Consider the following 26,300-nt stretch of genomic DNA (forward strand, 5'->3'; position numbering starts at 1 on the left):
GCGTGGTTCCGCGATGACGAGAGCTGATCCGGTCGCAAGCCGACCACGCTTGATCCTTGCCAGCGCGTCGCCCCGGCGGCGCGATCTGTTGTGTCAGGCTGGTCTTGAGCCTGACAGTATCGAACCGACCCATATCGACGAGAGCGAAATCCCTGGCGAACTGCCGGGGCCGCTCGCCTTGCGCCTGGCGCAGGAAAAGGCCGCGGCCCACGCCGGTGCCGAGGACGGATTTGTCCTGGCGGCGGATACGGTTGTCGGTGTTGGTCGCCGCATCCTGCCCAAGACCGAGGACGCCGATGAGGCGCGGCGCTGCCTGGAGCTGATGTCCGGCCGCAGCCACCGTGTCTATACCGGTATCGCCGTCAAGGCGCCCGACGGTCAGCTGACCTCGCGCCTGGTGGAAACACGCGTGAAGTTCAAACATCTCAGCGCGCCCGAGATCGCGACCTATCTCGCCTCCGGTGAGTGGAAGGGCAAGGCCGGTGGTTATGCCATCCAGGGCATGGCGGGCGGCTATATCATCAATCTCATCGGCTCCTTCACCGGCGTGGTGGGGTTGCCGCTATACGAGACCATCAATCTTCTGTCGGGCGCGGGTTTTCCTGTACTGCTACGGCAGGGCGAGGCTGAAACGTCATGAACCGCACCATCCTGATCGAGGAAAACATCGGCGAGACCCGGGCGGCCGTGGTCGAGAATGGCCGTATCGTCGAGCTGCACCTGGATCGCTGGAGCGAACAGGACAGGCGCGCCATCGAGGGCGAGGTCTATCGCGGCCGTGTGCGCAAGGTCGAGATGGCGCTCAACGCCGCCTTTGTCGATCTGGGCGTTGGCGAGGAGGGCTTTCTGCCCTTCGGCAAGTCCGGACGCCCCAAGGGCATGCATGAAGGTGCGGCCATCAAGGTGCGTATCGCCCGGGAAGCCTATGACGACAAGGGGCCGAACCTCGCTCTGATCGAGCTGGACGACGGGCCGGCACCGGAATGCCTGGAACCCGCTCCCATCCTGGCCCAGCGCCTGGTCCGCGCCTTTGGCGATGCCGAGGCCCAGTGGTCGGATGAAAGTGATCTGGACATGGATGAGGCCTTTGACGAGGCCCTTTCCCCGGCCGCCATGATCCCGGGCGGTGGTTCTCTCTATATTGAACAGACCCGGGCGCTGGTTGCCATAGATGTCGATGCGGATGGCCGCAAGGGGCAGGGCAATGCAACCAAGCTGAATCAGCAGCTCAACGTATCCGCCGCCAAGGAAGCCGCGCGCCAGGTGCGCCTGCGCGGACTGGGCGGTCTGGTCGCGATCGATTTTGTACACATGCGCGCGCAGCCGGATCGCAAGGCGACCGAGCAGGCTTTGCGCCAGGCCTTCAAGCGTGACCGCGCCAAAGTCGATGTCGCACCGCTCTCCCAATTCTGCATCGGTGAACTCGCGCGCCAACGCCGCGGGCGTTCTCTCGCCGAGCTGATGCTGGACAAGCGCGGAGAGCTAACCGTCGAGACCGAGGCCCTGCGTGCCTTGCGTGAAGCCACCTCGGCCCTGTCGCATTCGCGCAAGGCATCGGTGACCATCAAGGCCGGCCAGGATGTGTTTGACTGGCTGGAGGTTGACACGATCAGCTGGCGCGAAGCCTGGGGCGAGCGGCTTGGCCCGCTTCCCAAACTGCAGCTGGATGACAAGATGCGCCCACGTTCCGTCACTGTCCGCGCGGACTAGGAGTAAGATCGATGAAATGTCCCATCTGCCGCCAACCCGCGGATCCGGAATTCAAACCCTTCTGCTCCAAGCGTTGTGCGGACGTTGATCTGGGCCACTGGGTGTCGGGAAACTATGCCATTCCGGGCGAACCGGCAGACCAGGCGGAGGAGACGCCGTACAACAATCGCAATGAAGAATAGGGCCGAACTGCAATTGGCTGCGTCCGAGCGTCGTTGAAGCGTGGACAGGCGCAAATCATCACCGTATAAACCGCGCTCTCTGGCGGTTACAACCGCAGCGGAAACAGTGCCTGGGTAGCTCAGTTGGTAGAGCAGCGGATTGAAAATCCGCGTGTCGGCAGTTCGAGTCTGCCCCTAGGCACCATTCCTTTTTCCAGACAATGCTGCAGCTTCTTCCGGTTCGCTCGCGACCTCGGCGATGACGGCTTTCAGGGCATCAAGCTCAACTGGCTTGCCGATACAGCCGCTCATTCTGGCGCACAGATAATTTTGGCGCCCCTGTCCCATTGCACTGGCGGTTAGGGCGATGCCGTTCAAGCTCGGTATGGCAGCCTGGCTTGCACTGATTTAGCGAACAGTGTTCACTAAAATCCGGAAGCCCGGGGCTCGGGCAGGGAGGAAACATGTCCGAAGCATTCTCGCCGTCTGTTACGGTGGATGTCCTGATCGTCGGTGCCGGCGTGTCCGGCATTGGTGCTGCGCACCATCTGACCACGCGCTGTCCCGACCAGAGCTTCGCCATTCTCGAAGCGCGGGATGCGATCGGCGGAACCTGGGACTTGTTCAAATATCCCGGCATTCGCTCTGACAGCGACATGCATACGTTCGGCTATGCGTTCAAACCCTGGGAAGACGGGCAGGTCTTTGCCGATGGTCCGAATATCAAGCGCTATGTGACCGAGACCGCCAACGAAGCCGGCATCACGCCGCGTATCCACTTCGGACATCGTGTTGTCGAATCCAGCTGGAACAGCACGCGGGCGCGCTGGGAGGTGACGGCTGAGCGGACGGATACAGGCGAGCGCGTGCTGTTCGAATGCCGTTTCCTGATGATGTGTTCCGGTTACTACCGGTACGATCATGGCCATATCGTCAATTTCGAGGGCGAAAGGGACTTCAAGGGCGATATCGTGCATCCCCAACACTGGCCCGAGGGTTACGACTATTCCGGCAAGAAGGTGGTGATCATCGGATCCGGAGCGACGGCGGTAACACTGGTGCCTGCGATGGCGGGAACGGCCGAGCATGTGACCATGTTGCAGCGCTCGCCGACCTATATCGCCCCGCGCCCTGCGAGGGACCCGGTCGCCAACTTCCTGCGCAAGATTCTGCCACGCCGAGCAGCCTATTCCGCCACCCGGATCAAGAATGTCCTGATCTCGATAATCTTTTTCGAGCTGGCCAAGCGCCACCCCCAGATGATCCGCAATATGGTGATGAAACACATCCGCGCCGAACTCGGCGACAAGATGGATGTCGAGAAACACTTCACGCCGAAATACAATCCCTGGGACGAGCGCTTCTGTGCGGCTCCGGACGGTGATTTTTTCGACGTGCTCAAGAATGACAGCGCCTCGGTGGTCACCGATCATATCGAGCGTTTCACGGAGACCGGCATCCAGCTGAAATCCGGTGAGCATCTGGAGGCCGATGTCATCATCCCGGCTACCGGTCTGGAAATGCTGCTGGCGGGAGGAATGGAGTTCAACCTGGACGGCCAGCCGGTCGATCCGCGCCAATCCATCAGCTATCGTGGAATGATGCTCAGCCCGATCCCGAATATGGCGATCGCGTTCGGTTATACCAACGCATCCTGGACGCTGAAGATCGACCTGACCTGTGAGCGGGTCTGCCGCTTGCTCAAACACATGCAGAAGAAGGGTTATGACTGGTGCGTGCCCGAGCCGCCGGCGGACATCGAGACCATGCCGCTGCTGAACCTGCAATCGGGTTATATCAAGCGTGCCGAGCCCTATTTGCCGCGCCAGGGCACCAAGCCGCCATGGCGGACCTATCAGAACTATATCAAGGACATGATGGCCATTCGGTATGGACGTCTCGAGGATGGTGCGCTGACATTCGGCCGCGTCGAGGATGAGCAGGTCGCCCCGGTTTCCCCCGTGGCGGAAGCTGCGGAATGAGCGGACGTCTGGAGTTTGCCGGCAAAACGGCAGTGATCACTGGCGCAGCCAGCGGGATTGGCCGCGCGCTGGCCTTTGCGCTCGCCGAGCGTGACTGCAATCTGGCGCTGGCAGATATCAATGAGGATGCACTCCGGGAGGTCGCAAACGCGCTGGCCAGCAATGAACGCAAGGTCACAGCCACGCGTGTGGATGTTGGCCGGCGCGGTGATATTGCTGACTTTGCTGACACGGTGCGCGCTGAACACGGCGAGGCACACCTCCTCTTCAACAATGCCGGCGTTGCTGCCGGCGGTACGTTCGAGGAATTGTCCGAAGAGACTTTCGAATGGCTGGTCGGAATCAATTTCTGGGGGCCGATCCGCATGACCCGAGCTTTCCTGCCCCTGATGCATGCGAGTGGCGATGGGCACATAACCAATGTCTCCAGCATTTTCGGGGTTATTGCGCCGGCCGGGCAGACTGCCTACAGCGCCAGCAAGTTCGGTGTTCGTGGCTTCTCTGACGCCCTGCGTCACGAGCTGGCCGGGTCCGATATCTCGGTGACCACCGTCCATCCGGGCGGTGTGAACACGAACATCGCCAAGTCGGCCCGGGTATCGGACAGCGCCAGCGAGGAAGACATCGAGGCCGGCTTGAAGCAGGCGGCCCAGAATCTGGTGATGCCGCCAAGCGAGGCGGCCGGAATCATCCTGCGCGGTGTCGAGCGCCGCAAACCACGGGTGCTGGTGGGCAGGGACGCGCATTTACTACACTGGCTCGAACGCCTGATGCCATCGAGCTATTGGGGGCTGATGGCGCGTCGCCTCGGCAGGGCGAAAGCGGAGGACTGACATGGAACTGGCTCTGACAATTCTGGGCGCGCTGTTGCTGATCGTGATGCTGGTCCTGATCGGTTTCGCAGGCTTCTCGGCCTATGTGTCTGGCAAGATTTCCAAGGCCATGGCGCCAGCCGGTGCTTTCCAGGAGGTTGAGGGCGGCCGCATTCACTATGTCGAGAAGGGCGAGGGGCGGCCGCTGCTGCTGATCCATGGCCTGGGCGGCAACCTGCACAATTTCGGCTATGCGATGATCGATCGTCTGGCCGAGCGCTATCACGTCATCGCTATCGACCGTCCGGGATGCGGACATTCCGAACGGGATAATGACGAGCTGGCGCGCCTTCCAAGGCAGGCGGAAATGATTGCCGATTTCATCCGCCGAAAGGGCATCGAGAAACCGCTTGTCATCGGACATTCCCTGGGCGGTGCGATCTCCCTTCGCCTGGCCATCGACCACCCTGAACTGGTCGGCGGGTTGGCAATGCTGTCACCGCTCACGGCTGTCCAGGAGAGCGCTCCGGCCGTATTTGGTGGTCTCTTTGCGCCCAATTCCGCCCTGCGGGGCATCATCGCAAACACGATCGCTGTACCGGCGTCCATCCGCAATGGCGCCGCCGTGGTGGAGACGATCTTTGCTCCGGAACCGGTCCCTGAGGACTTTCGAACGCGCGGAGGTGGATTGTTGTCGCTTCGGCCGGTTGCCTACTACGCGGCGTCGACCGATATGCACGCAGTGCCGATGGATATCGGAGCGCAGCAGGATTTGTACGCTCGGATTTCTGCTCCCATGGGGATGTTGTACGGCGATGATGATGCGGTGCTGGTGGCCGACCATCATGTCGCGGCAATCATGGCGGTGCAGCCGGAACTTCACCTGGTCCGCATGGGCGGGGTGGGGCACATGCCGCTGGTGACCCAGCCGGACACGTGCGAGCGCTTTATCGACGAAATGGCAAGCCGGGTTTTTGCGACTTAAAACCAGCTTGGCTTGGGCGCGCGAACATGTCATGTCGCTAGGCCAATGATCACCCAGCGAGGGCACAGCCATGAAGTTTTTCGTCGACACTGCTGACGTTTCTGAGATCCGTGATATCGCCGATGTCGGCCTGCTTGATGGCGTGACCACAAACCCCTCGCTGATCATGAAATCAGGTCGCGACTTTATCGAGGTGATCGCCGAGATATGCGAAATCGTCGAGGGGCCGGTCAGCGCTGAGGTTACGGCCCTGGAAGCCGACGCCATGATCGCGGAAGGCAAGAAACTTGCGGCTATTGCATCAAATGTCGTGGTCAAATTGCCATTGACATGGGATGGGCTGAAGGCGTGCAAGGCGCTCGTCAGTGCAGGCATCCAGACCAATGTCACCCTGTGTTTTTCGGCCAATCAGGGCCTGATGGCTGCGAAGGCCGGCGCGACCTATGTCTCGCCCTTCATCGGTCGTCTGGACGATCTTGGGGTTGATGGCATGGAGCTGATCCACGATCTGCGCATGATCTTCGACAATTACGGTTTCGAGACCGAGGTGCTGGCTGCATCAATCCGATCTGCTGCGCATGTGCAGGAGTGTGCCATCGCCGGAGCTGATGTTGCGACCGTACCGCCGGGCGTGCTCAAGGGGCTGGTCAAGCATCAGCTGACCGACAAGGGCCTGGCTGCTTTTATGGATGATTGGAAAAAGACGGGTCAGTCGCTCTAGAGCTCAGACTACGTCAACCAAACTCCAGTCGCGTCGCGCCGTATCGGTATCAAGATACTCGTTGAAGGCGTCGAGTGTGCCCGAACTGGTTGCCTGGACGGTGACCAGTTGTCGTCGGACCGTGCGATTATTGGTTAGGAAGAGGCATTCGCCATTGTTGGTTTTGCTTTTGTCCAAGCGTGTAATGAACCGCAGCACGTGTTGCTGAAAGCGCAGAACCTCTTCTTCAGTCTTGAAGCTATGTGTCTGTGACAACATGATTTTCCCCCACGAGCGTCATATGGCTCGCTCCCCGATCAGGCCTTATTGTGCAGCCTGTTCTTCGCAGTTTTGCAGATTGTAACCCTAAAACGCAACCTGAACGGCAAATCCGTCGCGAAAAATGGGTAAGCGCAGGGCGTGCAAACTGCGTCCATCCTGTCGCGCAACAAATTGCCATACAGATTTTGTGGAATTGAACCCGTAACCCGGAGACCTGACAGGCAATCAAGAACCGGGGGCGTCGATGACTTCGTCGCAATCTCTCCAGCGTAGCGGGTTTGATATAAACCTTGCTGGCGTTGGTCTAATTACAATTTTAGGGGCGCTCTGGGCGCTCTTCGCTGCTGCCTTTGCGCCGGATGCTGCCATGAAAGGGCAGTCCTGGTTGATTCTCGGCGGCTTCCTGACGGGCATTTTCCTGGTCGTCGGCGCTGCGGCGCGCGGCGGTGTGATCACGGATCAGTCCGACTATAACGAGGACATCGTCAAGGCAGGCGTCATCGCCTCGCTCTTCTGGGGCGTTGCCGGATTGCTGGTTGGTGTCATCATCGCTGCCCAGCTGGCCTTCCCGATCCTCAATTTCGATGATTTCGGCTTTTTGAGCTTTGGTCGCCTGCGCCCGCTGCATACGTCAGCGGTGATCTTCGCCTTTGGCGGCAATGTGCTGATCGCGACATCCTTCTACGTCGTTCAGCGGACGTGCCGCACGCGCATTGCCGGCGGGATCTGGCCCTGGTTCGTCTTCTGGGGCTATCAGTTCTTCATCGTCATCGCGGCGTCCGGTTATCTGATCGGCATCACCCAGGGGTAGGAATATGCCGAGCCGGAATGGTATGCCGACCTCTGGTTGACCGTGGTCTGGGTCGCCTATCTCCTGGTCTTCCTCGGCACGCTGATGAAGCGCAAGGAGCCGCACATCTATGTGGCCAACTGGTTCTACCTCGCCTTCATCCTGACGATCGCGGTACTGCACGTGGTCAATAACCTGGCCATGCCGGTCGATTTCTTCGGCTCGCGCAGCTACTCGCTGATGGCCGGTGTGCAGAACGCTCTGACCCAGTGGTGGTATGGCCACAACGCGGTTGGTTTCTTCCTGACGGCAGGTTTTCTTGGCATCATGTACTACTGCATTCCGAAGCGGGTACAGCGTCCGGTCTATTCCTACCGCCTCTCCATCATCCACTTCTGGTCCCTGATCTTCATCTTCGTTCCTTCGTCACTACGACGAAACCCAAACCCTCCCTAAATAACAACCTCAAATCTGTGCCATAGGCGCTGACGGGGGACAGATCGCGCCGGAAAACCCGCGCCCGCCTCTCATTATCAGGCCCGAAGCCCCGACGGTTCGGGCCTTTTGCTTCCGTTCGCAAGAGCCCCTTAACCCGAGGCGCTTCAACCCTCGCTTTCTCTCGTGACGATTGCGCCTGAACCGTCTAGCTTGGCCGGATCTGCATGTGTCGAGGTTATCATGTTCCATCTGCGCTTTATCGGGCTTGCCGCCAGCCTGCTTGCCTTGTCCCTCCTCGTTCTATCGGTCTCGAGTCAGGCTCAGGCCCAGACGCAGACTGGGGCACAGGACGAGGCAAGCGGTTTTCAGGCTGAGGCCGATGCGATTGCCGCGCGCTGGACCGAGATACTCAATAGTCGCTATCGCGAACTCGCCGCCCTCGACGAACAAGCTTTCATCACCGGCTGGGCAGAGGAGATCGACGGGTGGAAAACACAACTGCGCGCACTGGAAGTCGAACATGATCGTTCAGCCGAGGCTTACATCACGCGTATCCATTATGAATGGGCCATCGGTCGTCTGCTTTACGGCCCGATGCACGGACGCCTGACGCAGGATCGCGCCTTTCGTCCCAGTTCCACCTATGATGCCTATCTCGACGAGGTGGATCTGGGACGGGCGGACCTGCTCGAACTGGACGAGTATCGCAGCTTCATCGAACGACTGCGCGATTACTGGGCCGATACACGCTTTGACGAAGATGTGCCCGGCACCGTGCAATTCCTGACGGCCAAGCTGGAGTCGGGCCACCGGTTCAGTCATCCCGATATCCAGTGTTACCTCAACACCCAGTCTCTCAGGCTCTGGGTGGAGGAAAACGCCGCCGATGGCCTGCACACCGAAGCCGAAGATCACCGCGCCGCCTGCCCGGGCGAGGCGTCCGACGATATCCTGGCGATGGTCGCCGCCGAACGCGCCGAGCGGGACGGTCATATCATCGAGACCTTCAAGACCTTCGACGATTATGATCTGGAGATTCATATCTACCTGCCCGACGACTGGAGCGCGGATGATGACCTTCGTCCCGCCATGGTCTGGGTCCACGGCGGTGGCTGGTTTTTCGGGTCCTGGAGCTGGTGCGGGCCCTGTAGTTTCTTCAAGGATCGCGGCCATGTGGTGGCGCAGATTGAGTATCGCACGCGGGGGCGTTTCGGTGTGCGGGCCGGAGACAGTCTCGCCGATGTGACAGATGCGATCGCCTGGCTCCGCGAGAATGCCCAGACCTATGGCATCGACGCGTCCCGGATCGGCGTGTCGGGTTTTTCCGCTGGCGCGCATCTCTCCGTCGCAGCGGCCACACTGGAAGCGCCGACTTCGCCCTCGCGACCTGATTTGGCCCTCTCCTTTTCCGGCTGTATGGACATGACCGATGACGGCTACATGATCTCGATTGCCGGAGGCTGGCCAACCGCCCGCTCGCTCTCACCCTTGCACATGATGGACGGAGCGCTACCCCCGCTGTTTATCGCCCATGCCCACGAGGATACGGACTGTTCCTTTGAGACGGCCACGGCCTTTGCCCAAGCCGCCCGCGCCCAGGGCACGTCTGTCGACATGATTGATTTCCCCCAGGCCGGTCATTTCTTCCTGCGTGATCCGGACCGCGCGCACCTCACCCGTACCCGTGTCAACGCGTTCCTGGATAAGCACGGCTATTGATCAAGCGGACCGATCTCCCCAACTGAGCGGGCACGGTCGCGCGCGCTGGACGTCAGGCGGTCCTGCGAGCTCTTTATGGTTGATTTGCTCATCGAGCAGTTCGTGACCATCCGGCTCATCAATTGAGAAGGCGTCGAGGATGCGACGTTCCTCAGCCGGATCGGTCCACGCGAAGAAGGCGTCGATCTCGACCGGGTTTCCGTGGTCGTTGTAGAACCCGCTATCAAGCGAGAGTTCACCGCGCTTGCAACGGACGCGCTGCACCCGATTAGCTTCCTTCGCTGCGGGGATGAATGCGAGGAAACGAGAGCCGTCCTGCGGAGCCTCTTCCGTATTCCAATTCCACATCATGCGGGTCGAGAAGAACTTATCCATCTTAGTGTCCGTCGTCAGAACATTTGGCACAACTCGCGGCGTAGGATTGCGGAGTGTGGGCCTCGTCTGGGATTGATGTTTAGGCGGCGAGCCTGCGGTGTTGCAAGCGCCGATGTTCGAGTGTCTGTCGCTTGATCCTTTCTCTTCGTTTGATGATTGCTTGTGCCCTGCCGAAGTAGGCGTCGGCGGGTGTGACGTTGTCGAAGCTCTCGTGGTAGCGCTGGTGGTTGTAATGCTCGACGAAGGCCTCGATCTGCTGTTCGAGATCGCCGGGCAGGAAGTAGTTCTCCAGCAACACACAGTTCTTCAGGGGCTGGTGCCAGCGCTCGATCTTGCCTTGGGTCTGCGGATGGAAGGGCGCGCCGCGAACGTGATCCATCTGCTTGCCATTGAGATAATCGGCCAGTTCTCCGGCGATGTAACTCGGGCCGTTGTCGCTCAGGAGCCGCGGCCTGTGCAGCACGTTGGCGTGGTCGTAGCCTGAGGCTGCCAGAGCCATGTCGAGCGTCTCGGTGACGTCCTCGGCCCTCATGGTGGAGCAGAGCTTCCAAGCAATGATGTAGCGCGAGTAATCGTCGAGCGCGGTGGATAGGTAGACCCAGCCCCATCCGATGATCTTGAAGTAGGTAAAATCGGTCTGCCATATCTCGTTGGGCCGAGTCGTCTGCGTGTGGAACGCCTCTGCCGCCTTGATCACCGTGTAGGCCGGGCTGGTGATCAGATCATGGGCCTTGAGAAGGCGATAAACCGTGGCTTCGGATACGAAGTAGCACCGCTCGTCGGTGAAGCGCACCACCAGTTCGCGAGGAGACAGTTCGGTCAGCTCCAGCGCCATCTCGACGATCTGCTGCTGGATGTCCTCACCGATGCGGTTCCACACCCGGCTCGGCGTCGATGGCCGGTTTGCCAGCGCCTCCGGCCCGCCTTCAATGTAGAGGTCATACCAGCGGTAAAAGGTTCGCCTTGCCACGCCGATCTGGTCCAGCGTTTGCTTGGCGGGCAGGTGAGACTGCTCGACGATACGGATGATCTCCAGCTTCTCGGATGCGGGATACCTCATTCGTTGTCTCCCCCATCCGCGACCATGCTTTTTTTGAGCAGGCGGTTCTCCAGGATGAGGTCGGCCACACACTCCTTCAGATCGCGGGCCTCGCGGCGAAGATCTTTCACCTCGTCCGTGGTAGCAGCACGGGCGGTGTCACCGGCAAGCCGACGCTTGCCAGCTTCCATGAATTCCTTGAATCAGGAGTAATACAGGCTCTGGGCAATGCCTTCCTTGCGGCACAGCTCGGCGATGGAGTCATCACCGCGCAGGCCGTTGAGCACGATCCTGATCTTGTCTTTAGCGGAAAAATGCCGACGGGCCTTTCGGCGGATGTCCTTCACCACCTGCTCGGCAGGCGATTTAGACCTTGAGGATTTGGGCTTCATCTTCGTTCCTTCGTCACTACGACGAAACCCAAATCCGCCTTAAATCACAACCTCAAATCTGTGCCATAGGCGCTGACGGGGGACAGTTTCCGCTTTGAAGACAAGCTGCGCCCGGAAGCGCGCGAAACCATCGATGCGCTGCACAAGCGCGTGTGCCGCGTGATCCTGCTTTCCGGTGACCGCCAGGCTCCGGTAGCCGCTATCGCTGAGGAGCTGGGGCTGGACAAGTGGCAGGCCGAGCTGAAACCGCAGGACAAGATCGAGCGTATCCAGGCCTCTAAGGAACAGGGCGCCAAGGTCGCCATGGTCGGTGATGGCATCAATGACGCGCCCGCCCTGGCTGCCGCTGATATTTCGGTGTCTCTTGCCTCAGCAGTAGAAATCTCCCAGGCCGCCGCGGATTTTGTGCTGCAGGGCGACAAGCTCGACCGCATGGTCCGGGCGATGGATGTTTCCTGCGGCGCGAAACGCCGCGTATTGGAGAATTTTGGCCTGGACGTTGTCTATAATATGATCGCGGTTCCACTGGCTGTGTTTGGTTTTGTCACGCCTCTGGTTGCGGCGATTGCCATGTCCGCATCCTCGCTTCTGGTGATATTGAATGCGTTGAGGCTCGCTCGCTGAAGTCTTTCCTGATCTGGATGATTCCGCTCGCCCTTTTGATGGGCCTGGCCGGCCTGACCGGCTTCATGTGGAGCCTGAAATCCGGCCAGTTCGAGCATCTCGATGGTGCCGCCCACCGCATCCTCATGGATGACGACAAGCCGCTCGATCGCGATTGAGCGCGAATGAAAACGCCCGGCTGTGCCGGGCGTTCATCTCAGCTTTTTGCTGCGCTGGCCGATGGCTCCGGCCTCGGTTCGAAATCCTTGTAGGCATAACAGGACGCATGCGCGATCCATAGGAAGGTGAAGGCCAGGCCGATGGTGAAGACGGCTGATCCCGCAACAACCATGAAAGCGATGAGCCAGGCCCAGGTGATCATCACGAAAGGCTGGGCAAGGACCGAGCGGAAACTCGCGACCAGGGCCGTGACAGCGTCCACATCCTGATCGATCAGCATCGGGAAGGAGAGCACGGAGATCGTGAAGGCGAAAGCCGCCAGGATGGCGCCGGTGATCGTGCCGATGATCATGAAGGTCATGCCCTCGGGGGCTGTCAGCATGAATTGGATGAACTCGCCCGGATGGAACGGCCCGGACGGGGCCAGCACGATGAGCAGGATCTGGGCGATGTGGAACCAGAGCAGCAGCAAAACCAGAATCACACTCATGAAGCTGACCTGGGAGATGCGAGAGGGATAGCGGGAAATCACCACGCGGAAACGTGGTTTCTCCCCCCGTTCGAAGGCGTGGCTGACCTGGTAGATGCCGATGGCCAGGGCGGGGCCGATAAGCGCGAAGCCGCTTAGCGCGACCGGAATGGCCTCCTCGCCACCAAAGGCCCACAGCGTGCCGCTGATGGCCAGGCCGCCCAGCACGAAGATGAGACCATAGCTGATCGAGACCAGCGGTGCGCGCCGCAGATCCTCGAAGCCCAGCTTGAGCCATTTCCAGGGTGCGTCCCGGCGGACTTTCTTCAAAGTGACCATGTTAATCCTCCCCCTCCATATTCGCCCGACAGGCGTATGAAATCTGCGCGTCATTACGCCACACGTTTTTTGTGATTATTCCGGGACATAAGGTCGGGGCCAAGGAGAAAGAACATGCCACCAGCCGGTCTCGCCGACCTCAGCATTCTGGGCGGATTGCTCGCGGGTTTTGCCTCGAGCCTTCACTGCGTGGGCATGTGCAGCGGAATTGCCGCCAGTCTGATGTTTACGCTGGCGCCTGAGGCAAGTGAGAACGAGCGCCGGATAGTGATACTGAAGGCGCAGTTCGGGCGTATTGCAGCCTATATGCTGGCGGGTGCGGTGCTGGGAGCCATCGGCAGCCAGTTCTATTTCGACGCCGATCGCGCCGAAGGCTTCACGATCCTGCGCTGGGCCGGTGCAGTGACACTGGTCTGTATCGGCCTCTCCGTCGCGGGCTGGGCCCCGGCACTCGCTGGCCTGGATCGCGTCGGCGCGGGGTTGATACGCATCGCGCAAAATCCACTGGGCGGAAAGTTGAGCGCAGCCACACCGGTGCTCGCTGGTTTCCTCTGGGGACTGTTGCCCTGTGGGATGGTCTATGCCGCGCTGTTCTAAGCCATGCCTTCAGGTTCGCCAGGGTAGGGCGCCGAGATCATGGCCGGCTTTGGCGTAGGAACCTTGCCCGCAGTCCTGGCGTCCGCCTTTGGCGCCGCCAAGCTGATGAGTTTTGCGGCTCGCCCGGGCATGCGAACGGTGACCGGCCTGGCCATAGTCGCAGTAGGCATTCTGTCAGCGGCGCTGCCCTGGAAGGAAATCGCAGCCTTCTGCGGCATTCCTGTCGAATAAGCACGCAGTTGTGATGCAGCGCGAGAAGACCCGCCTTCTCGGTCGCGCTATCTAGTCCGTGCTCGGGGGTAGACATCATGATGAAGGCGAACACCATGCTTCTCACGCTCATACTGGCCTCCAGCCTCACCTTGACGATCGCAGGCGAAGGCGATGCGCAGGTCGTGGGCGCAGTCACGGAGCACCAGTCAACACTTCTGAGCCAGGGTGGTGGAGCGCTTTACGGACTGCAGATCACTGAGCGACGTAGCCGGGCCTGCCAGGTTCGCGCCTTCTTTCGTGGTGCACCGCCGCGAACCTCGCAATTCTGTTCCGGCCGGGTCGTCGGGCGGCATGTGCGCGATGCCTCCGCGGCGCTGATGGGTATTGCCGAGGAAGTCACCGGGCTGAGCGCCTGCATGGATCGCAACGAGAAAATCGCCGTCGTGCGATTGCACTCCGGGAGTGGCCAGACGGCGCAGGCCAGTGTTGGTGAGTGTGCGACCGATTTCCAGCGGGTCGATTGTGAAGCTGGCTGGGCAGTGCAGGGCATCCAGTTCTATTTCGATGGCGCTTCGGGAACACGTTCCCACCGTCATCTGAGCGGAATGCGCCCATTGTGCACGCTGATGGCGATGCAGTAGGCCGATTTATCGCTTATGATTTGAGCGACGGGACTGTCTGCTGCAGATTCTCTGCAGGAGAAGCGCCATGCCGAGCGAGAATCATCCAGACCCGGAAACCTATCTGACGACCGCCCTGGACGGTCAGGTCGTCATGGTGCGAGCGACGGGCGAGCAGACCGGGCCCGAGGCTGCCCTGATGCGCCAGAAACTGGTCCGGCTTCTGGCCGAGCGTGGATGCGACGCGGTTCTGGTGGATTTGCGGGAGGCCAGCTATGAGGCAAACCGCATTCGGGAGACGGCAGATCGCCTGGCGGCACTGACCGCCGTGATCCCGCCCGGACGGGGCGCAGTATGGCACCGCAATGAAGACCCGCACGCGCTTTCCTTCATCCTCGATGCTTTCCGCCGCGCCGGGCATCTTGCCTGGGCGGTACAATCACTAGACGAAGCCGCGCACTATCTGCTCGACGACGAAGGTCCTGACATTATTGCGATCTAGCTGTGCTTGCCCCGGCCCTGCGAACGGGTCATCCTGCGCGCAATTGAGGGGGAGCATCATGAAATTCAAGGCGATTGCCGCTGCGCTGGCCGCGACTGTACTTACACCCTTTGCCCAGGCCCAGGAGCAGCCCGAATGGGCGCTGGTTATCCATGGTGGCGCAGGCGTGATCGAGCGCGGGCGTATGACAGCCGAGCGCGAAGCAGAGTACCGGGCAGCCATGCATGCTGCGCTCGACCGCGGCGAGGCAGTGCTGGAGGCCGGTGGCAGTGCGCTGGACGCAATCGAGGCCGTGATCCACGGCATGGAAGATGATCCGTTGTTCAACGCTGGTCGCGGAGCTGTTTTCACTGCTGCCGGCAAGAATGAGCTCGACGCGTCCATCATGGACGGCGCATCCCTGAACGCCGGCGCCGTTGCCGGTGTCACCCAGGTCCGTCATCCTATCTCACTGGCCCGGGCCGTCATGGACCGTTCTCGCCATGTCATGCTGCAAGGAGAGGGCGCAGAGACTTTTGCCATCGAGCAGGGGCTGGAAATGGTGCCACCCGCCTGGTTCTTCACGGAACGCCGCTGGCAGTCGATGGAGCGCGCCCTCGATCGTCTGGGCATAGCGGCCCCGGATCGCCCTGAGGACGCGCCGGAGGCAGAGGGTGTCGATCACGGCACGTTGGAACAGGATGACCGCGAACACCGGTTTGGCACAGTTGGCGTGGTAGCCCTGGACAGTGACGGAAATATCGCCGCGGGAACCTCCACCGGCGGAACAACCGCCAAGCGTTGGGGGCGTGTCGGTGACAGCCCAATCCTGGGCGCCGGCACCTATGCCAGCAACCAGTCCTGCGGCGTGTCCGCAACGGGTACGGGCGAGTATTTTATCCGCCTGACGGTGGCCAGCCGAATCTGTGCGCTGGTCGAGTTCCAGGGGCTGTCCTTGCAGGAGGCCGCTGACCAGGTCATCCAGGATGAGCTGACCGCGATGGGCGGTGATGGTGGTATTGTCGCCCTGACACCGTCCGGAGATGTCGCGTGGAGCTTCAACACACCCGGCATGTATCGTGCCCGCCAGAGTGCAGGCGGCGAGCCGGTTGTGGGCATTTATGGTGACGAGGACTAGCCCGTCCCGTACTGCCCGACATTCAGATCCAGACCAAACCCTGAAAGGTACCCCCTTGGATATCAAAGCCCTTACGGACCAGCTGTCCGTCAGCCCCCAAGGTTACCGTCGAGGATATCGCTGCCATCAAGGAGGCAGGCTTTAAGTCAGTCATCTGCAATCGTCCTGACGGCGAGGGTGCGGATCAACCGACGTTTGACGAGATCAGTGCAGCCGCCCAGGCCGCTGGGCTTGAAGCGCTCTATCAGCCGATCGTCGCGGGCAGGGTGCAGGACGAGGATGCGGCGAAATTCGGCGAAGCGCTCAGCTCGCTGCCGGGGCCGGTCCTGGCTTATTGCCGCACGGGCACTCGCTCGGCGACGCTCTGGTCACTGCACAGCGCTGCGACCATGTCCATGGAGGATATCCTCGCAGCGACCTCTGCAGCTGGTCATGACATGACCGGAATTGCCCGCCGCGTGGCCAGTGGCGGTTCCACGCCAACTGAGACCGGGGGTGCGCGTTTCGATGTCGTGATTGTTGGTGGCGGCGCCTCCGGTGTCTCCGTAGCTGCCAGCCTGCAAACACGCGAGTATGGCCTGTCCATCGCTATTATCGACCCGGCCGACACCCATTATTATCAGCCGGGTTGGACCATGGTGGGCGGCGGCGTCTTCAACGCTGAAAGTACGGCGAACCCCATGGGCGCGCTGATCCCGGGCGGGGTGACCTGGATCAAGTCTGCTGTTGCCTCCTTTGAGCCGGAAAAGGATGCTGTCGTTCTCGATGGCTGCCGCGTGGTGAAATACGACCGCCTGGTCGTCTGCCCCGGCCTCAAGCTGGACTGGGATGGCGTGGAGGGCCTGACCGACACGCTGGGTCGCAATGGCGTGACCTCGAACTACCGATATGACCTGGCGCCCTATACCTGGGAGCTGGTGCAGTCGCTGAACAAGGGGAGGGCCCTGTTCACCCAGCCGCCCATGCCGATCAAGTGTGCCGGTGCGCCGCAAAAAGCGCTCTATCTCTCCGGGGATGCCTGGACGCGTCGGGGGGTGATAGACGACATCGAGATCGAGTTTTGCAATGCCGTTGGCGTGCTCTTTGGCGTGAAGGACTATGTGCCGGCGCTTGAGCGATATATCGACAAGTATGGCGCCCAGCTGAACTTCTTCCATAATTTGGTGGCTATTGATGGCGAGGCGAAAAAAAAGCCTGGTTTGACGTAAAGAAGCCGGACACCGAAGTGGTCCGTGTCGAGAAGGAATTCGACATGATCCACGTCTGCCCACCCCAGACGGCCCCGGACTTCATCCGTGTCTCACCTCTGGCGGATGCCGCTGGCTGGGTGGATGTCGACCAGTTCACCCTTCGTCACAAGACTTATGAGAACATCTGGTCGCTGGGTGATGTCATGAATGCGCCGAACGCCAAGACAGCCGCCGCAGCGCGCAAACAGGCCCCGGTCGTTGCCGAGAATATCTCGGCTGATATTCGCGGTCGTTCGCCTGTGGCCCAGTATGACGGTTATGGCTCCTGCCCGCTGACTGTCGAGCGCGGCAAGATTGTTCTCGCCGAGTTCGGCTACGGCGGCACGCTTTTGCCAAGCTTCCCGCGCTGGCTGATTGATGGCCAGAAACCGACTCGTGCAGCCTGGTTCCTTGAGGAAAAACTCCTGCCGCCGATCTACTGGAGAGCCATGCTGCGCGGTCATGAATGGCTGGCCAAGCCGACCCGGATCAAGGTTGAAGTGGACTAGAACCGTCATCGCAAGCGAACTAGGAGAGAATCGAATCCTCTCCCTGTTCGAAATACTCACTGTCACGTTTCATCTGGGCGACGATGTGGTCGAACGCCGCCCGGATCCGGGCGCTCTTGCGCACGGTTTCATGGGCCACGATCCACAGATCCAGCGACGTGGAAAAGTCTGGCAGCAACCGGACCAGGTCACCGCAGCGTCGGGCGAGGCGGTGCGAGGTCACGCCAACGCCGTAACCGGCTTCCAGCCCCTTGATATGGCTGGCCGGGCTGTTGGCCTTGAAGGCAACGTGATGCGGTACGACGGCTGAACCTTCAGGCGTCTTGGGCCAGCCAAAATAGTCCCCGATCGACCAGGCAACACAGGCGTGATCCGATAGATCCTCGACATTGGTCGGGTGACGGTGCCGCTCTAGATAGGTTTTCGAAGCATAGAGCCCAGCGCCAACTGTTGCGCCGCGCCGGCCAATCAGGCTTTGCTGGGTTCCGGGGCCGTTCCACCGCAGGGCAATATCGGCTTCGCGGTCAGCCAGGTTCGCCGGGTGATTCTTGATCGCGATCTCGATCCCGATGCCGGGGTTTTCCCGCTGGAACGGAGCGAGGGCGCCTGGCAGCCAGTCCGCGCCCAGACCTTCCGATGCCGAAATGACAACCAGTCCGGTCAGGGACTGGTCCTGCGCGATGGCAGCGCGGTGGATGGCGGAGGCTTCCTCGCGCATGCGCCGGGCATGGCCGACAATACGTACACCCAGCGATGTCAGCTTGGACTGCCCGTTTTCGCGTTCGAACAAGGGTTCACCCAGCCGGGACTCCAGCGCCTGAAGGCGGCGGGTGACGGTAGGTTGGGAGACATTGAGTTCCGCGGCGGCGGCCGTGAGGCTGCCACATTCCGCGACCGTGAGGCACACGAGATAGTCTGACCAGTCATCCATACATTTATGTATGCAGGTAATGTGCTATTGGTCAATGATATTCATATAACTTCGTTCTAAATATAAACGCTGTTCACTCATGGAGAGCGAGATGTTCAGAACGATTCTTATTGCTGCGGCGCTCGTCGCCGCCCCGACCACTGCTGCAACGGCTCAGTCCTGCGAGGCCGAGCCGCAGTTTGCCTTCAACCGTACTTCTAATGCCCTAGTCCGTGCGCAGTTCAACTCCCTGCGCCGCGCCCAGTGGGAACGAGCCATCCACTTCGGCACGGAAGTTTCCGAATCCGGTGCTTCCCCGCGCGACAAGGTCGTGGCCCTGTCCAACCTTTGTTATGCGTATGCTGCGTCCGGCGATGCGGCTGAAGCCATTGTCGCCTGTGATGCGGCAATCGAACAGAGCTCTGACGCCTGGCGTGCCCTGAATAATCGCGGCGCTGCCAACTGGCTTGCCGGCAACCGCTCGGCTGCCGCGGCTGATTTCCAGGCTGCTGCTGCCGTTGCCGGTGGTGAGGACGAGGTCCAGGCCAACATGGCCTTGGCCCAGTGCAGCTAAACTCCCCCCATCAGCTTGCCCAAGGCTGATGTTGTAGCCGGAGCGCTCCCCCGCTCCGGCTTTTTGCTGCCTGCGTATGTGGGCGGGTGAGGCGATGAAGCTTCACACTGAGCTTGTCTTGTGCGGTGAGTAGCGATAGCCATCAGCTTCCACCCAACAAGCAAGTGGTTCACTATGAAACTCGCATCTTTGAAAAACGGTCATCGCGACGGCAAGCTGGTCGTCGTTTCCAAGGACATCGCCTGGTATGCGGACGCGTCTTCCATCGCCCCGACCATGCAAGCGGCCCTGGATGACTGGGAGCGATGCGAGGGCGAGCTGCAGAGCCTTTACGAACAGCTCAATCGCGAGACCATTCCGCGCGAGCGCTTCCATGAACATGACGCCCTGTCGCCGTTGCCGCGTGCGTTTCAGTGGGCGGACGGCTCGGCCTATGTCAATCACGTGGAACTGGTGCGCAAGGCGCGCAATGCCGAAATGCCGGCAACCTTTTGGACTGATCCGCTGATGTATCAGGGCGGGTCCGACGCTTTCCTGGCGCCGCGCGCCGACATCCCGCTGGGCGACGAGGCCTGGGGATGTGACATGGAAGGTGAGGTCGCCGTGATCTGTGGCGATGCGCCGATGGGCTGTTCTCCGGAGGAAGCCGCCAAGTCGATCCGCCTCATCATGCTGGTCAATGATGTCTCGCTGCGCGGCCTGATCCCGGCCGAGCTGGCCAAGGGCTTTGGCTTCTTCCAGTCCAAACCGCCGACGGCCTTCTCTCCGGTCGCTGTGACCCCGGACGAGCTGGGCGATGCCTGGGATGGCAAGAAAGTCTCGCTGCCGCTGGTCGTGCACTATAACAACGAACCTTTCGGCGTGGCGGATTGCGGTGTCGACATGACGTTCGATTTTCCGCAGCTGGTCGCTCACCTGGCGAAAACGCGACCGGTCACCGCCGGCACCGTGATTGGTTCAGGCACGATTTCCAACAAGCTGGATAATGGTCCGGGCAAGCCGATTTCCGAGGGCGGCGTGGGCTATTCCTGCATCGCCGAGATCCGCATGATCGAGACGATCAATGAGGGCAAGCCCTCGACCTCGTTCATGAAGTATGGCGATACCGTCAAGATCCAGATGAAGGACAAGGACGGCAAGTCCATCTTCGGCGCGATCGAACAGACCGTCGTGAAATACGAGGGCTAGGCCTTCGCAAAAGCCCTAGACAGACGCCGGTGCGGTTTCGTGCCGGCGTTTTTCTTTGCCGGATACCTTGAGGCCAAGCGTCAGCGCGGGCAGCCAGGGCATCACCGGGCCGAGACTGCGGGCAATGATTTCCGCAGCGATTGAGAGGGTCAGACCTGCCGTGGCGCCGATGACCAGGCCAAGCCAGGGATCTGGGAAGCCCATGATCTTGTAGACTGCCAGCAGGGCCATCACCGGGAACATGTGGTAGAGATAGATCCCGAAGGAAAACCGGCCGATCCACGCCAGCGGCGCGAAATTTAGCACATTGCGAAAGAGGATCAGCGAGCCAGATGCCGTGAGGCCCAGGCCGAGCGCCATGGCATCACGCCGCTCGATCACGGCGGACGGATCAGCAAAGACTCCGATGAAATGGATCGTGCCCAACAGGGCCATGCTGGACAGGAAGGCCGTCTTTACGCCGCGTGTTGCTTCGCCCTCGAACCGGTTGAGGAAGACGCCCAGCGCAAAGAAGGGCGCCAGGTAGAGCGTGCGGTCAAACGACATCCATTCAATGCCCCGGCCGATATCGGACAGGAACAGCGCCGAGGTGACCGCCAGGAATCCTGTGGCCACTTGCAATCGTGCCTTGGGGAAAATCAGATCCAGTGCCCCGATGACCAGAAAGAGGATGAGCACCGCCTGCAGGAACCAGAGATAGGCATAGGCGCTGACATAGATCTGCCAGAACTCGCCCCACGGCACACCGTAACCGGCACCCAGCAGGGTGTTGGCTACGCCATAGATGGTTGTCACGAACAGGAAGGGCAGGCCGACACGACGCATCTTGCCGGTCACGAACTGGCCGCTCACCTCGCGCGTCGGTGGTCGATAGGCATAGACAAAGCCCGACAGCATCGCGAACAGCGGCATGCGCAAATGGAAGAAAACCGCAGTGAACATGGCCAGCGGATGATCATCGGGGACCCGCAGTCCGTTGGTGGCCTGCTCACCGACGACATGCAGCACCAGCAACAGGATACAGGCCAGGCCACGCAGCGTATCAATACCGCCATGGCGAGATTGTGCCAGATTGGTGCTGCTCATGGCCGCGGCCTCCCGGAAGCTTGTTCTGATGGGCTGGCACGCAATATCTGCGCCGCGCTGGAGTTTGTCACGGCGCGCTTCGCTGGCGACCCTAATTCGGGCGAACATCCTCGGCGCGGAGCGGGTAGCGCTGGCCGTCGAATTCGTCGAAGGCGTCCCGGAGTTCGGGATGGCCGACCGGGCCGTTTTCCGCATCGGGCAGGAGATTGCCTTCGGAAACATAGGCGCCGTAATAGCTTTCATCATTCTCCGCGAGGAGATGATAGAATGGCTGGTCCTTGGACGGGCGGATATCCTCGGGAATGGCTTCATACCATTCCTCGGTATTGGCGAATTCCGGGTCGACATCGACCACCACGCCCCGGAAGGGGAAGAGGCGGTGACGCACCACGTCGCCGAGACCGTATTTGGCGTGCCGGATATCCATCACGTCATATTGCCACACTCTGCTTAACTTTGCGTGATTGCTGACAGTTCGAGCGCAGTGCTGCGTCGGGCTGTGCAAAGTCTTGTCACGCATCTTTCCTCTCTCATGTGAGATGAGTATGCTGATTTTCAAGACCAAATTTAGGCCGCACCGAGCTGCGCCGCCATTGCCCGAAGGGGCGGGGCGATTGCGCACCTGTCGGCGAAAGGACCATCATGGCGGAGCCATCGCCCCACAAAGAGGGGGGCAAAGGATCCGCCGGACGCAAGCGAAACCGGCGCCGTGCGCCGGCTCCGGTGTACGGCGCGATCGACCTCGGCACCAACAACTGCCGAATGCTGCTGGCTCGAAGGAGTGGCAGCAATTTCCAGGTTGTTGATGCCTTTTCCAGGGTAGTACGGCTGGGCGAGGGCCTGACCGCGTCCGGGCAATTGTCCGACGTGGCCATGACACGTGCCGTGGAAGCCTTGAAAGTCTGTTCGGAAAAACTCGCCCGCCAGAATGTCGCCAAACACCGCGCGATTGCCACCCAGGCCTGCCGGTTTGCGGATAATGGCAAGGAATTCCTCGAGCGGGTGCGGCTGGAAACGGGACTGAATTTCGACCTGATTTCGCCGGAAGAGGAGGCGCGTCTTGCCGTGCATGGCTGTGTCGATCTCATGGATGTCGACCGCGACGCTGCTCTCGTCATCGATATTGGCGGTGGATCTACGGAATTGTCCTGGGTCGACCTGGAGGAATGGCGTCGTCGCGGTGGTCCGGAAAGCGGTGGGCGTCCGCCGATGAAATCCTGGTCGTCTGCGCCCATTGGCGTGGTGACGCTGTCGGAACGCTTCCCCGAGCGCCATGATGACCGTCTGGCCTGGTATGAGGAGATGAAATCCTTTGCCCGCCAACAGCTCAAGACGCCGCGCGGCGCACGCTCCATGCGGGCCGTGTTCGCCGAGGGGCGCGGGCATCTCGTGGGCACTTCGGGTACGGTGACATCAATGGCCGGCGTGCATTTGCGTCTGCAGCGTTATGATCGTTCGCGTGTGGACGGTTTGTGGATGTCCGGCGAAGAGGCCCTGGCGGCCTGTACCCGCCTACGGGATCTCGACATCAAGGGGCGGGCCCAGGAGCCGACAATCGGCGCGGACCGGGCCGAGCTGGTGCTGGCGGGGTGTGCGATCTATGAAGCGGTTGCGGAGAAATGGCCGGCCGACAAGCTTCGGGTCGGCGATCGCGGTCTGCGCGAGGGCATGTTGCTCAATCTGATGCGCCGTCCTAAACGTCGCCGCAGAGGGGGCCGCAAGCCCAATACTGCCCAGACCGGCGGAGACGAGACGTGAGCGACGACAATAACGAGAATGACACTCCGGAAGAGCCGTCCGAGGAAGAGGGCGGTCGCCGCCGTCGTCGCTCCGGCCCTGTCACCAAGGGCGGCGATGCCCGCGCTGCGAAACAATTCCGGACCCGGGTGAAAACCGCTCGCGGGCGCAAGCTGTCCTCGACGCGTTGGCTCGACCGCCAGCTCAATGATCCCTACGTGAAAAAGGCGCAGATGGAGGGCTATCGCTCCCGCGCAGCCTACAAGCTCATCGAGCTGGACGAGAAATTCAAATTCCTGCGCCCCGGTCAGCGCATCGTCGATCTCGGTTCTGCGCCGGGCGGCTGGGTGCAGGTTGCTCTCAAACAGGGCGCAACGGAAGTGATCGGTATCGATCTCCTGGAAATGGACCCGATCGAGGGGGCTGTCCTCCTGCAGAAGGACTTCACCGAGGATGACGCGCCGGATCTGGTGAAGGCGGAAATGGGCGGCCCGGCCGACCTGGTCATCTCGGACCTTGCACCGTGGACCACCGGTCACAAGACCACGGATCACCTGCGCATTGTCGGCCTGGTGGAAATGGCAGCCCAGTTCGCCTTCGAAACCCTCAAGCCCGGCGGCAGTTTTGTCGCCAAGGTCTTCCAGGGCGGCACCTCCGGCGAGCTGCTAGACCAGATGAAGGGGCGTTTCGCCAAGGTCCGCCACTTCAAACCGCCATCATCCCGTTCCGGCAGTCCCGAGACTTTCCTGATAGCGACCGGGTTCAAGGGATAGGTTGTTTTCTTCCCCATTCGTGGGGAAGTGCCGTAACGAAGTGAAGGCGAAGGGGGCGAGCGCAGCGAGCTAACCTCCGGCCCCTCCGGCCCCTCCGTCTCCGCCTTCGCTGAAGCTACGGCAGATCCACCTCCCCGGTGGGGAGGATTATCCGTCCTCCTCAGCGCGCCTGAGAGAAACAGGCACGGCGTTGGCCTGCATGTCGTCCCAGATCCGCACGATGATGCCGTGGCTGGCCTCGTTATTGGCTTCGATCAGCACGGCTGCGCCGGCACTTTCGGCCCGGAAGCGGTTCACCGCCGAGATAACCCGGTAGACATCCGTGATCACGCCGTTGACGTAGATGCGATTGTCCTCGGTGACCTGTACGACAATGGGTGCCGGGCAGTCCGGACAGGGTGGTGCCTCGTCCGGAGGCGGTTGCATATCGATGCCTTCCTCATTGAGGAAGGTTGCTGTGACGATGAAAAAGATCAGAAGAATGAACACGATATCCAGCATGGGTGTCATGTTCACTTCAGCGGCGTCCTCCCGCCGCTTGGTGCGTTTGCGCATGGCAATTCCCCACGATTGCTAACGTGGGCATGACAGCCAAGGCTTGCGGCGAAACTCCGGGGGCAATGTGCCGGGATTGGGATTAATTGTGGCGGGCTGCGGATACGCGCCGCTTCACCACACATCTCCGATTGACCTTCCGCGCGTGTCTGATATAGCGGCCCCGCAAGAGAGAAGGAGGTCTCCGATGGAGATTCGTGAAGGTCTGACCTTCGACGACGTGCTCTTGCAGCCCGGCCCGTCCGAAGTTCTTCCTGCAACCGCCAATGTCGCGTCCCGCATCGCCCATGATGTTGGTCTGAACATTCCCATGCTCGCTGCCGCCATGGACACCGTGTCCGAGGCCGGTATGGCGATCGCCATGGCCCAGGCGGGTGGTATGGCGGTGATCCACCGCAATCTGACCATCGCCGAACAGGCCGAGGAAGTGCGCCGGGTGAAGCGGTTCGAGAGCGGCATGGTGGTCAACCCGGTAACCATTTCTCCCGACGCGACGCTGGCCGAGCTCAAGGCGCTGATGGCCGAGCACCGTATCTCCGGCATCCCGGTGGTCGAGGGCGCAACCAATTCCAAGCCCGGCAAGCTGGTCGGTATCATCACCAATCGCGATGTACGCTTTGCAGACGATCCGAACGAGAAGGTCGGCAATCTGATGACCCGCGACGTCGTCACGGTTCGCGAGGGCGCGACCCAGGACGAGGCCCGTGCCAAGCTGCATGAACACCGTATCGAGCGGGTGCTCGTGGTCGACAAGGATGATCGCTGCATCGGTCTCATCACCGTCAAGGACATGTCCAAGGCAGAGCAGCATCCCAATGCCGCCAAGGACAGCCAGGGGCGTCTTCGCTGTGCGGCAGCGACGACTGTGGGTGACAGCGGTTTCGAGCGCGCCGAGGCCCTCATGGACGCCGGTGTGGACGTGGTTGTCATCGACACCGCGCACGGTCAGAGCGCGTCGGTCCTGGAACAGGTCACGCGCGTCAAGAAATCGTCCAGCGCGGCGCGTGTCGTGGCCGGCAATGTCGCCACCTATGACGGTGCCAAGGCGCTGATCGATGCCGGTGCGGATTGCGTGAAGGTGGGTATCGGCCCGGGGTCGATCTGTACGACCCGTATCGTGGCCGGCGTTGGTGTGCCGCAGCTGACCGCGATCATGGACGCCCGCCGCGCAGCAGAAGGCTCTGACGCCTTCATCATCGCCGATGGCGGGATCAAGTTTTCCGGTGACATGGCCAAGGCCATGGCCGCCGGCGCGCATGCGGTCATGGTCGGTTCTCTCCTGGCCGGTACGGAAGAAGCGCCGGGCGAGGTCTTCCTCTACCAGGGCCGGTCCTACAAATCCTATCGCGGCATGGGCTCGCTGGGCGCCATGGCGGCTGGTTCTGCCGACCGTTACTTCCAGAAGGATACCGAGCGCATGAAGCTGGTTCCGGAAGGCATTGAAGGCCAGGTCCCGTTCAAGGGCCCGGTCGGACCGATCCTGCACCAGATGGTCGGCGGTCTGCGCGCGGCAATGGGCTACACCGGCTCGGCCACCATTCCGGATCTGCATGAGCGTGCGAACTTCGTGCGCATCACCAATGCCGGTCTTCGCGAGAGCCACGTCCATGACGTGAAAATCACGCGCGAAGCGCCGAACTATCCCACTACGAGCTAGCACTGCTCCTTCCTGCATGGCCTCCAGACGGAAATGTATCTGGGGGCCGTGTCGGCT

General features: G+C 61.0%; 27 protein-coding genes, 1 tRNA gene and 3 pseudogenes. 23 read left to right on the forward strand and 8 right to left on the reverse strand.

Features of this window, described 5'->3' with window-relative positions; translation table 11 throughout:
* Positions 1 to 13 precede the first annotated feature (13 nt).
* The 8 genes from SIC17_RS14700 (at position 14) to fsa (ending at position 6,371) form a co-directional block, all read left to right on the forward strand.
* Positions 14 to 640 (forward strand): Maf family nucleotide pyrophosphatase, encoded by a 627-nt coding sequence (locus tag SIC17_RS14700; protein WP_291896410.1) that lies wholly within the window; start codon positions 14 to 16, stop codon positions 638 to 640.
* Positions 637 to 1,710: a ribonuclease E/G gene (locus SIC17_RS14705; protein WP_291896408.1), complete on the forward strand. Its 1,074-nt coding sequence runs from the start codon at positions 637 to 639 to the stop codon at positions 1,708 to 1,710. Before SIC17_RS14700 ends, SIC17_RS14705 begins: the two co-directional genes overlap by 4 nt.
* A gap of 11 nt (positions 1,711 to 1,721) precedes the next feature.
* Positions 1,722 to 1,892 (forward strand): DNA gyrase inhibitor YacG, encoded by a 171-nt coding sequence (locus SIC17_RS14710; protein ID WP_291896407.1) that lies wholly within the window; start codon positions 1,722 to 1,724, stop codon positions 1,890 to 1,892.
* A gap of 108 nt (positions 1,893 to 2,000) precedes the next feature.
* A tRNA-Phe gene (locus SIC17_RS14715) sits at positions 2,001 to 2,076 on the forward strand.
* Positions 2,077 to 2,335: 259 nt separating this feature from the next.
* A complete protein-coding gene (locus tag SIC17_RS14720) occupies positions 2,336 to 3,853 on the forward strand; it encodes a flavin-containing monooxygenase (RefSeq protein WP_412545845.1) in 1,518 nt (505 codons plus the stop codon).
* The gene (locus tag SIC17_RS14725; RefSeq protein ID WP_412545846.1) at positions 3,850 to 4,686 is read left to right on the forward strand and encodes an SDR family NAD(P)-dependent oxidoreductase; all 837 of its coding nucleotides are present in this window, start codon (positions 3,850 to 3,852) and stop codon (positions 4,684 to 4,686) included. The genes SIC17_RS14720 and SIC17_RS14725 overlap by 4 nt, the downstream gene beginning before the upstream one ends.
* Position 4,687: 1 nt before the next feature.
* Positions 4,688 to 5,650, forward strand: a complete 963-nt coding sequence (locus tag SIC17_RS14730) for an alpha/beta fold hydrolase (RefSeq protein ID WP_412545847.1) — start codon at positions 4,688 to 4,690, stop codon at positions 5,648 to 5,650.
* 70 nt (positions 5,651 to 5,720) lie between these two features.
* On the forward strand, positions 5,721 to 6,371 hold the full coding sequence (fsa, locus tag SIC17_RS14735) for a fructose-6-phosphate aldolase (protein WP_291896393.1): 651 nt from the start codon (positions 5,721 to 5,723) through the stop codon (positions 6,369 to 6,371).
* A 3-nt stretch (positions 6,372 to 6,374) separates the two neighbouring features.
* Here the strand turns inward: fsa and SIC17_RS14740 are convergent, their stop codons facing one another.
* A complete protein-coding gene (locus SIC17_RS14740) occupies positions 6,375 to 6,629 on the reverse strand; it encodes a hypothetical protein (RefSeq protein ID WP_291896391.1) in 255 nt (84 codons plus the stop codon).
* A gap of 247 nt (positions 6,630 to 6,876) precedes the next feature.
* Here SIC17_RS14740 and SIC17_RS14745 point away from each other — a divergent pair.
* A pseudogene (locus SIC17_RS14745) lies at positions 6,877 to 7,842 on the forward strand (cbb3-type cytochrome c oxidase subunit I); the annotation flags it as partial.
* A 228-nt stretch (positions 7,843 to 8,070) separates the two neighbouring features.
* On the forward strand, positions 8,071 to 9,579 hold the full coding sequence (locus SIC17_RS14750; protein ID WP_412545848.1) for an alpha/beta hydrolase: 1,509 nt from the start codon (positions 8,071 to 8,073) through the stop codon (positions 9,577 to 9,579).
* On the opposite strand, the gene SIC17_RS14755 is transcribed toward SIC17_RS14750, so the two are convergent.
* Positions 9,580 to 9,954, reverse strand: a complete 375-nt coding sequence (locus tag SIC17_RS14755; protein WP_291896387.1) for a hypothetical protein — start codon at positions 9,952 to 9,954, stop codon at positions 9,580 to 9,582. It abuts the gene before it with no gap.
* Positions 9,955 to 10,033: 79 nt separating this feature from the next.
* Positions 10,034 to 11,385, reverse strand: a pseudogene (locus tag SIC17_RS14760) (IS3 family transposase).
* Positions 11,386 to 11,523: 138 nt separating this feature from the next.
* Between SIC17_RS14760 and SIC17_RS14765 the strand changes: the two are divergent.
* Both SIC17_RS14765 and ccoS read left to right on the forward strand, forming a co-directional pair.
* Positions 11,524 to 12,009, forward strand: coding sequence for an HAD-IC family P-type ATPase (locus SIC17_RS14765; protein ID WP_412546934.1), 486 nt, complete (start codon positions 11,524 to 11,526; stop codon positions 12,007 to 12,009).
* 17 nt (positions 12,010 to 12,026) lie between these two features.
* The gene (gene ccoS, locus SIC17_RS14770) at positions 12,027 to 12,167 is read left to right on the forward strand and encodes a cbb3-type cytochrome oxidase assembly protein CcoS (protein WP_291896383.1); all 141 of its coding nucleotides are present in this window, start codon (positions 12,027 to 12,029) and stop codon (positions 12,165 to 12,167) included.
* A gap of 38 nt (positions 12,168 to 12,205) precedes the next feature.
* Here ccoS and SIC17_RS14775 read toward each other — a convergent pair whose 3' ends face one another.
* Positions 12,206 to 12,976, reverse strand: coding sequence for a DUF2189 domain-containing protein (locus SIC17_RS14775; protein ID WP_412545849.1), 771 nt, complete (start codon positions 12,974 to 12,976; stop codon positions 12,206 to 12,208).
* A gap of 114 nt (positions 12,977 to 13,090) precedes the next feature.
* Here SIC17_RS14775 and SIC17_RS14780 point away from each other — a divergent pair, with 114 nt between their 5' ends.
* The 6 genes and pseudogenes from SIC17_RS14780 (at position 13,091) to SIC17_RS14805 (ending at position 17,763) form a co-directional block, all read left to right on the forward strand.
* Entirely contained in the window at positions 13,091 to 13,573 is a 483-nt protein-coding gene (locus SIC17_RS14780; protein ID WP_412545850.1) for a sulfite exporter TauE/SafE family protein, read from the forward strand.
* A gap of 39 nt (positions 13,574 to 13,612) precedes the next feature.
* On the forward strand, positions 13,613 to 13,804 hold the full coding sequence (locus SIC17_RS14785; protein ID WP_291896377.1) for a hypothetical protein: 192 nt from the start codon (positions 13,613 to 13,615) through the stop codon (positions 13,802 to 13,804).
* 95 nt (positions 13,805 to 13,899) lie between these two features.
* Complete coding sequence (locus tag SIC17_RS14790; protein ID WP_291896376.1) at positions 13,900 to 14,427, forward strand: hypothetical protein; 528 nt, start codon at positions 13,900 to 13,902, stop codon at positions 14,425 to 14,427.
* A 67-nt stretch (positions 14,428 to 14,494) separates the two neighbouring features.
* Positions 14,495 to 14,908, forward strand: a complete 414-nt coding sequence (locus SIC17_RS14795; protein WP_412545851.1) for a hypothetical protein — start codon at positions 14,495 to 14,497, stop codon at positions 14,906 to 14,908.
* Positions 14,909 to 14,966: 58 nt separating this feature from the next.
* Positions 14,967 to 16,025: an isoaspartyl peptidase/L-asparaginase family protein gene (locus SIC17_RS14800; RefSeq protein WP_412545852.1), complete on the forward strand. Its 1,059-nt coding sequence runs from the start codon at positions 14,967 to 14,969 to the stop codon at positions 16,023 to 16,025.
* Between the two features lie 55 nt (positions 16,026 to 16,080).
* Positions 16,081 to 17,763, forward strand: a pseudogene (locus SIC17_RS14805) (TIGR01244 family sulfur transferase).
* 19 nt (positions 17,764 to 17,782) lie between these two features.
* Here SIC17_RS14805 and SIC17_RS14810 read toward each other — a convergent pair.
* Positions 17,783 to 18,694, reverse strand: a complete 912-nt coding sequence (locus SIC17_RS14810) for a LysR family transcriptional regulator (RefSeq protein ID WP_291896369.1) — start codon at positions 18,692 to 18,694, stop codon at positions 17,783 to 17,785.
* A 91-nt stretch (positions 18,695 to 18,785) separates the two neighbouring features.
* Here SIC17_RS14810 and SIC17_RS14815 point away from each other — a divergent pair, with 91 nt between their 5' ends.
* Complete coding sequence (locus tag SIC17_RS14815) at positions 18,786 to 19,247, forward strand: hypothetical protein (protein ID WP_291896367.1); 462 nt, start codon at positions 18,786 to 18,788, stop codon at positions 19,245 to 19,247.
* A 174-nt stretch (positions 19,248 to 19,421) separates the two neighbouring features.
* Positions 19,422 to 20,435 carry a fumarylacetoacetate hydrolase family protein gene (locus tag SIC17_RS14820; RefSeq protein ID WP_291896365.1) on the forward strand — a complete coding sequence of 338 codons (1,014 nt, stop codon included), beginning with the start codon at positions 19,422 to 19,424 and terminating at the stop codon, positions 20,433 to 20,435.
* Between the two features lie 15 nt (positions 20,436 to 20,450).
* On the opposite strand, the gene SIC17_RS14825 is transcribed toward SIC17_RS14820, so the two are convergent.
* Together SIC17_RS14825 and hspQ are read right to left on the reverse strand one after the other, a co-directional pair.
* Complete coding sequence (locus SIC17_RS14825) at positions 20,451 to 21,521, reverse strand: acyltransferase family protein (RefSeq protein WP_412545853.1); 1,071 nt, start codon at positions 21,519 to 21,521, stop codon at positions 20,451 to 20,453.
* 91 nt (positions 21,522 to 21,612) lie between these two features.
* Positions 21,613 to 21,948 (reverse strand): heat shock protein HspQ, encoded by a 336-nt coding sequence (hspQ, locus tag SIC17_RS14830; protein ID WP_291896510.1) that lies wholly within the window; start codon positions 21,946 to 21,948, stop codon positions 21,613 to 21,615.
* Positions 21,949 to 22,244: 296 nt separating this feature from the next.
* Here hspQ and SIC17_RS14835 point away from each other — a divergent pair, with 296 nt between their 5' ends.
* Together SIC17_RS14835 and SIC17_RS14840 are read left to right on the forward strand one after the other, a co-directional pair.
* A complete protein-coding gene (locus tag SIC17_RS14835) occupies positions 22,245 to 23,279 on the forward strand; it encodes a Ppx/GppA phosphatase family protein (protein WP_291896362.1) in 1,035 nt (344 codons plus the stop codon).
* Positions 23,276 to 24,031, forward strand: a complete 756-nt coding sequence (locus SIC17_RS14840; protein WP_412545854.1) for an RlmE family RNA methyltransferase — start codon at positions 23,276 to 23,278, stop codon at positions 24,029 to 24,031. Before SIC17_RS14835 ends, SIC17_RS14840 begins: the two co-directional genes overlap by 4 nt.
* A 147-nt stretch (positions 24,032 to 24,178) precedes the next feature.
* Here SIC17_RS14840 and SIC17_RS14845 read toward each other — a convergent pair whose 3' ends face one another.
* A complete protein-coding gene (locus SIC17_RS14845) occupies positions 24,179 to 24,586 on the reverse strand; it encodes an ExbD/TolR family protein (RefSeq protein WP_412545855.1) in 408 nt (135 codons plus the stop codon).
* Positions 24,587 to 24,773: 187 nt separating this feature from the next.
* Here SIC17_RS14845 and guaB point away from each other — a divergent pair, with 187 nt between their 5' ends.
* The gene (gene guaB / locus SIC17_RS14850) at positions 24,774 to 26,243 is read left to right on the forward strand and encodes an IMP dehydrogenase (protein ID WP_291896357.1); all 1,470 of its coding nucleotides are present in this window, start codon (positions 24,774 to 24,776) and stop codon (positions 26,241 to 26,243) included.
* The last annotated feature ends 57 nt before the right edge of the window (positions 26,244 to 26,300 follow it).

Origin of the sequence: Maricaulis sp. MIT060901 (assembly GCF_047123815.1) — a bacterium.
Classification (GTDB): Bacteria; Pseudomonadota; Alphaproteobacteria; order Caulobacterales; family Maricaulaceae; genus Maricaulis.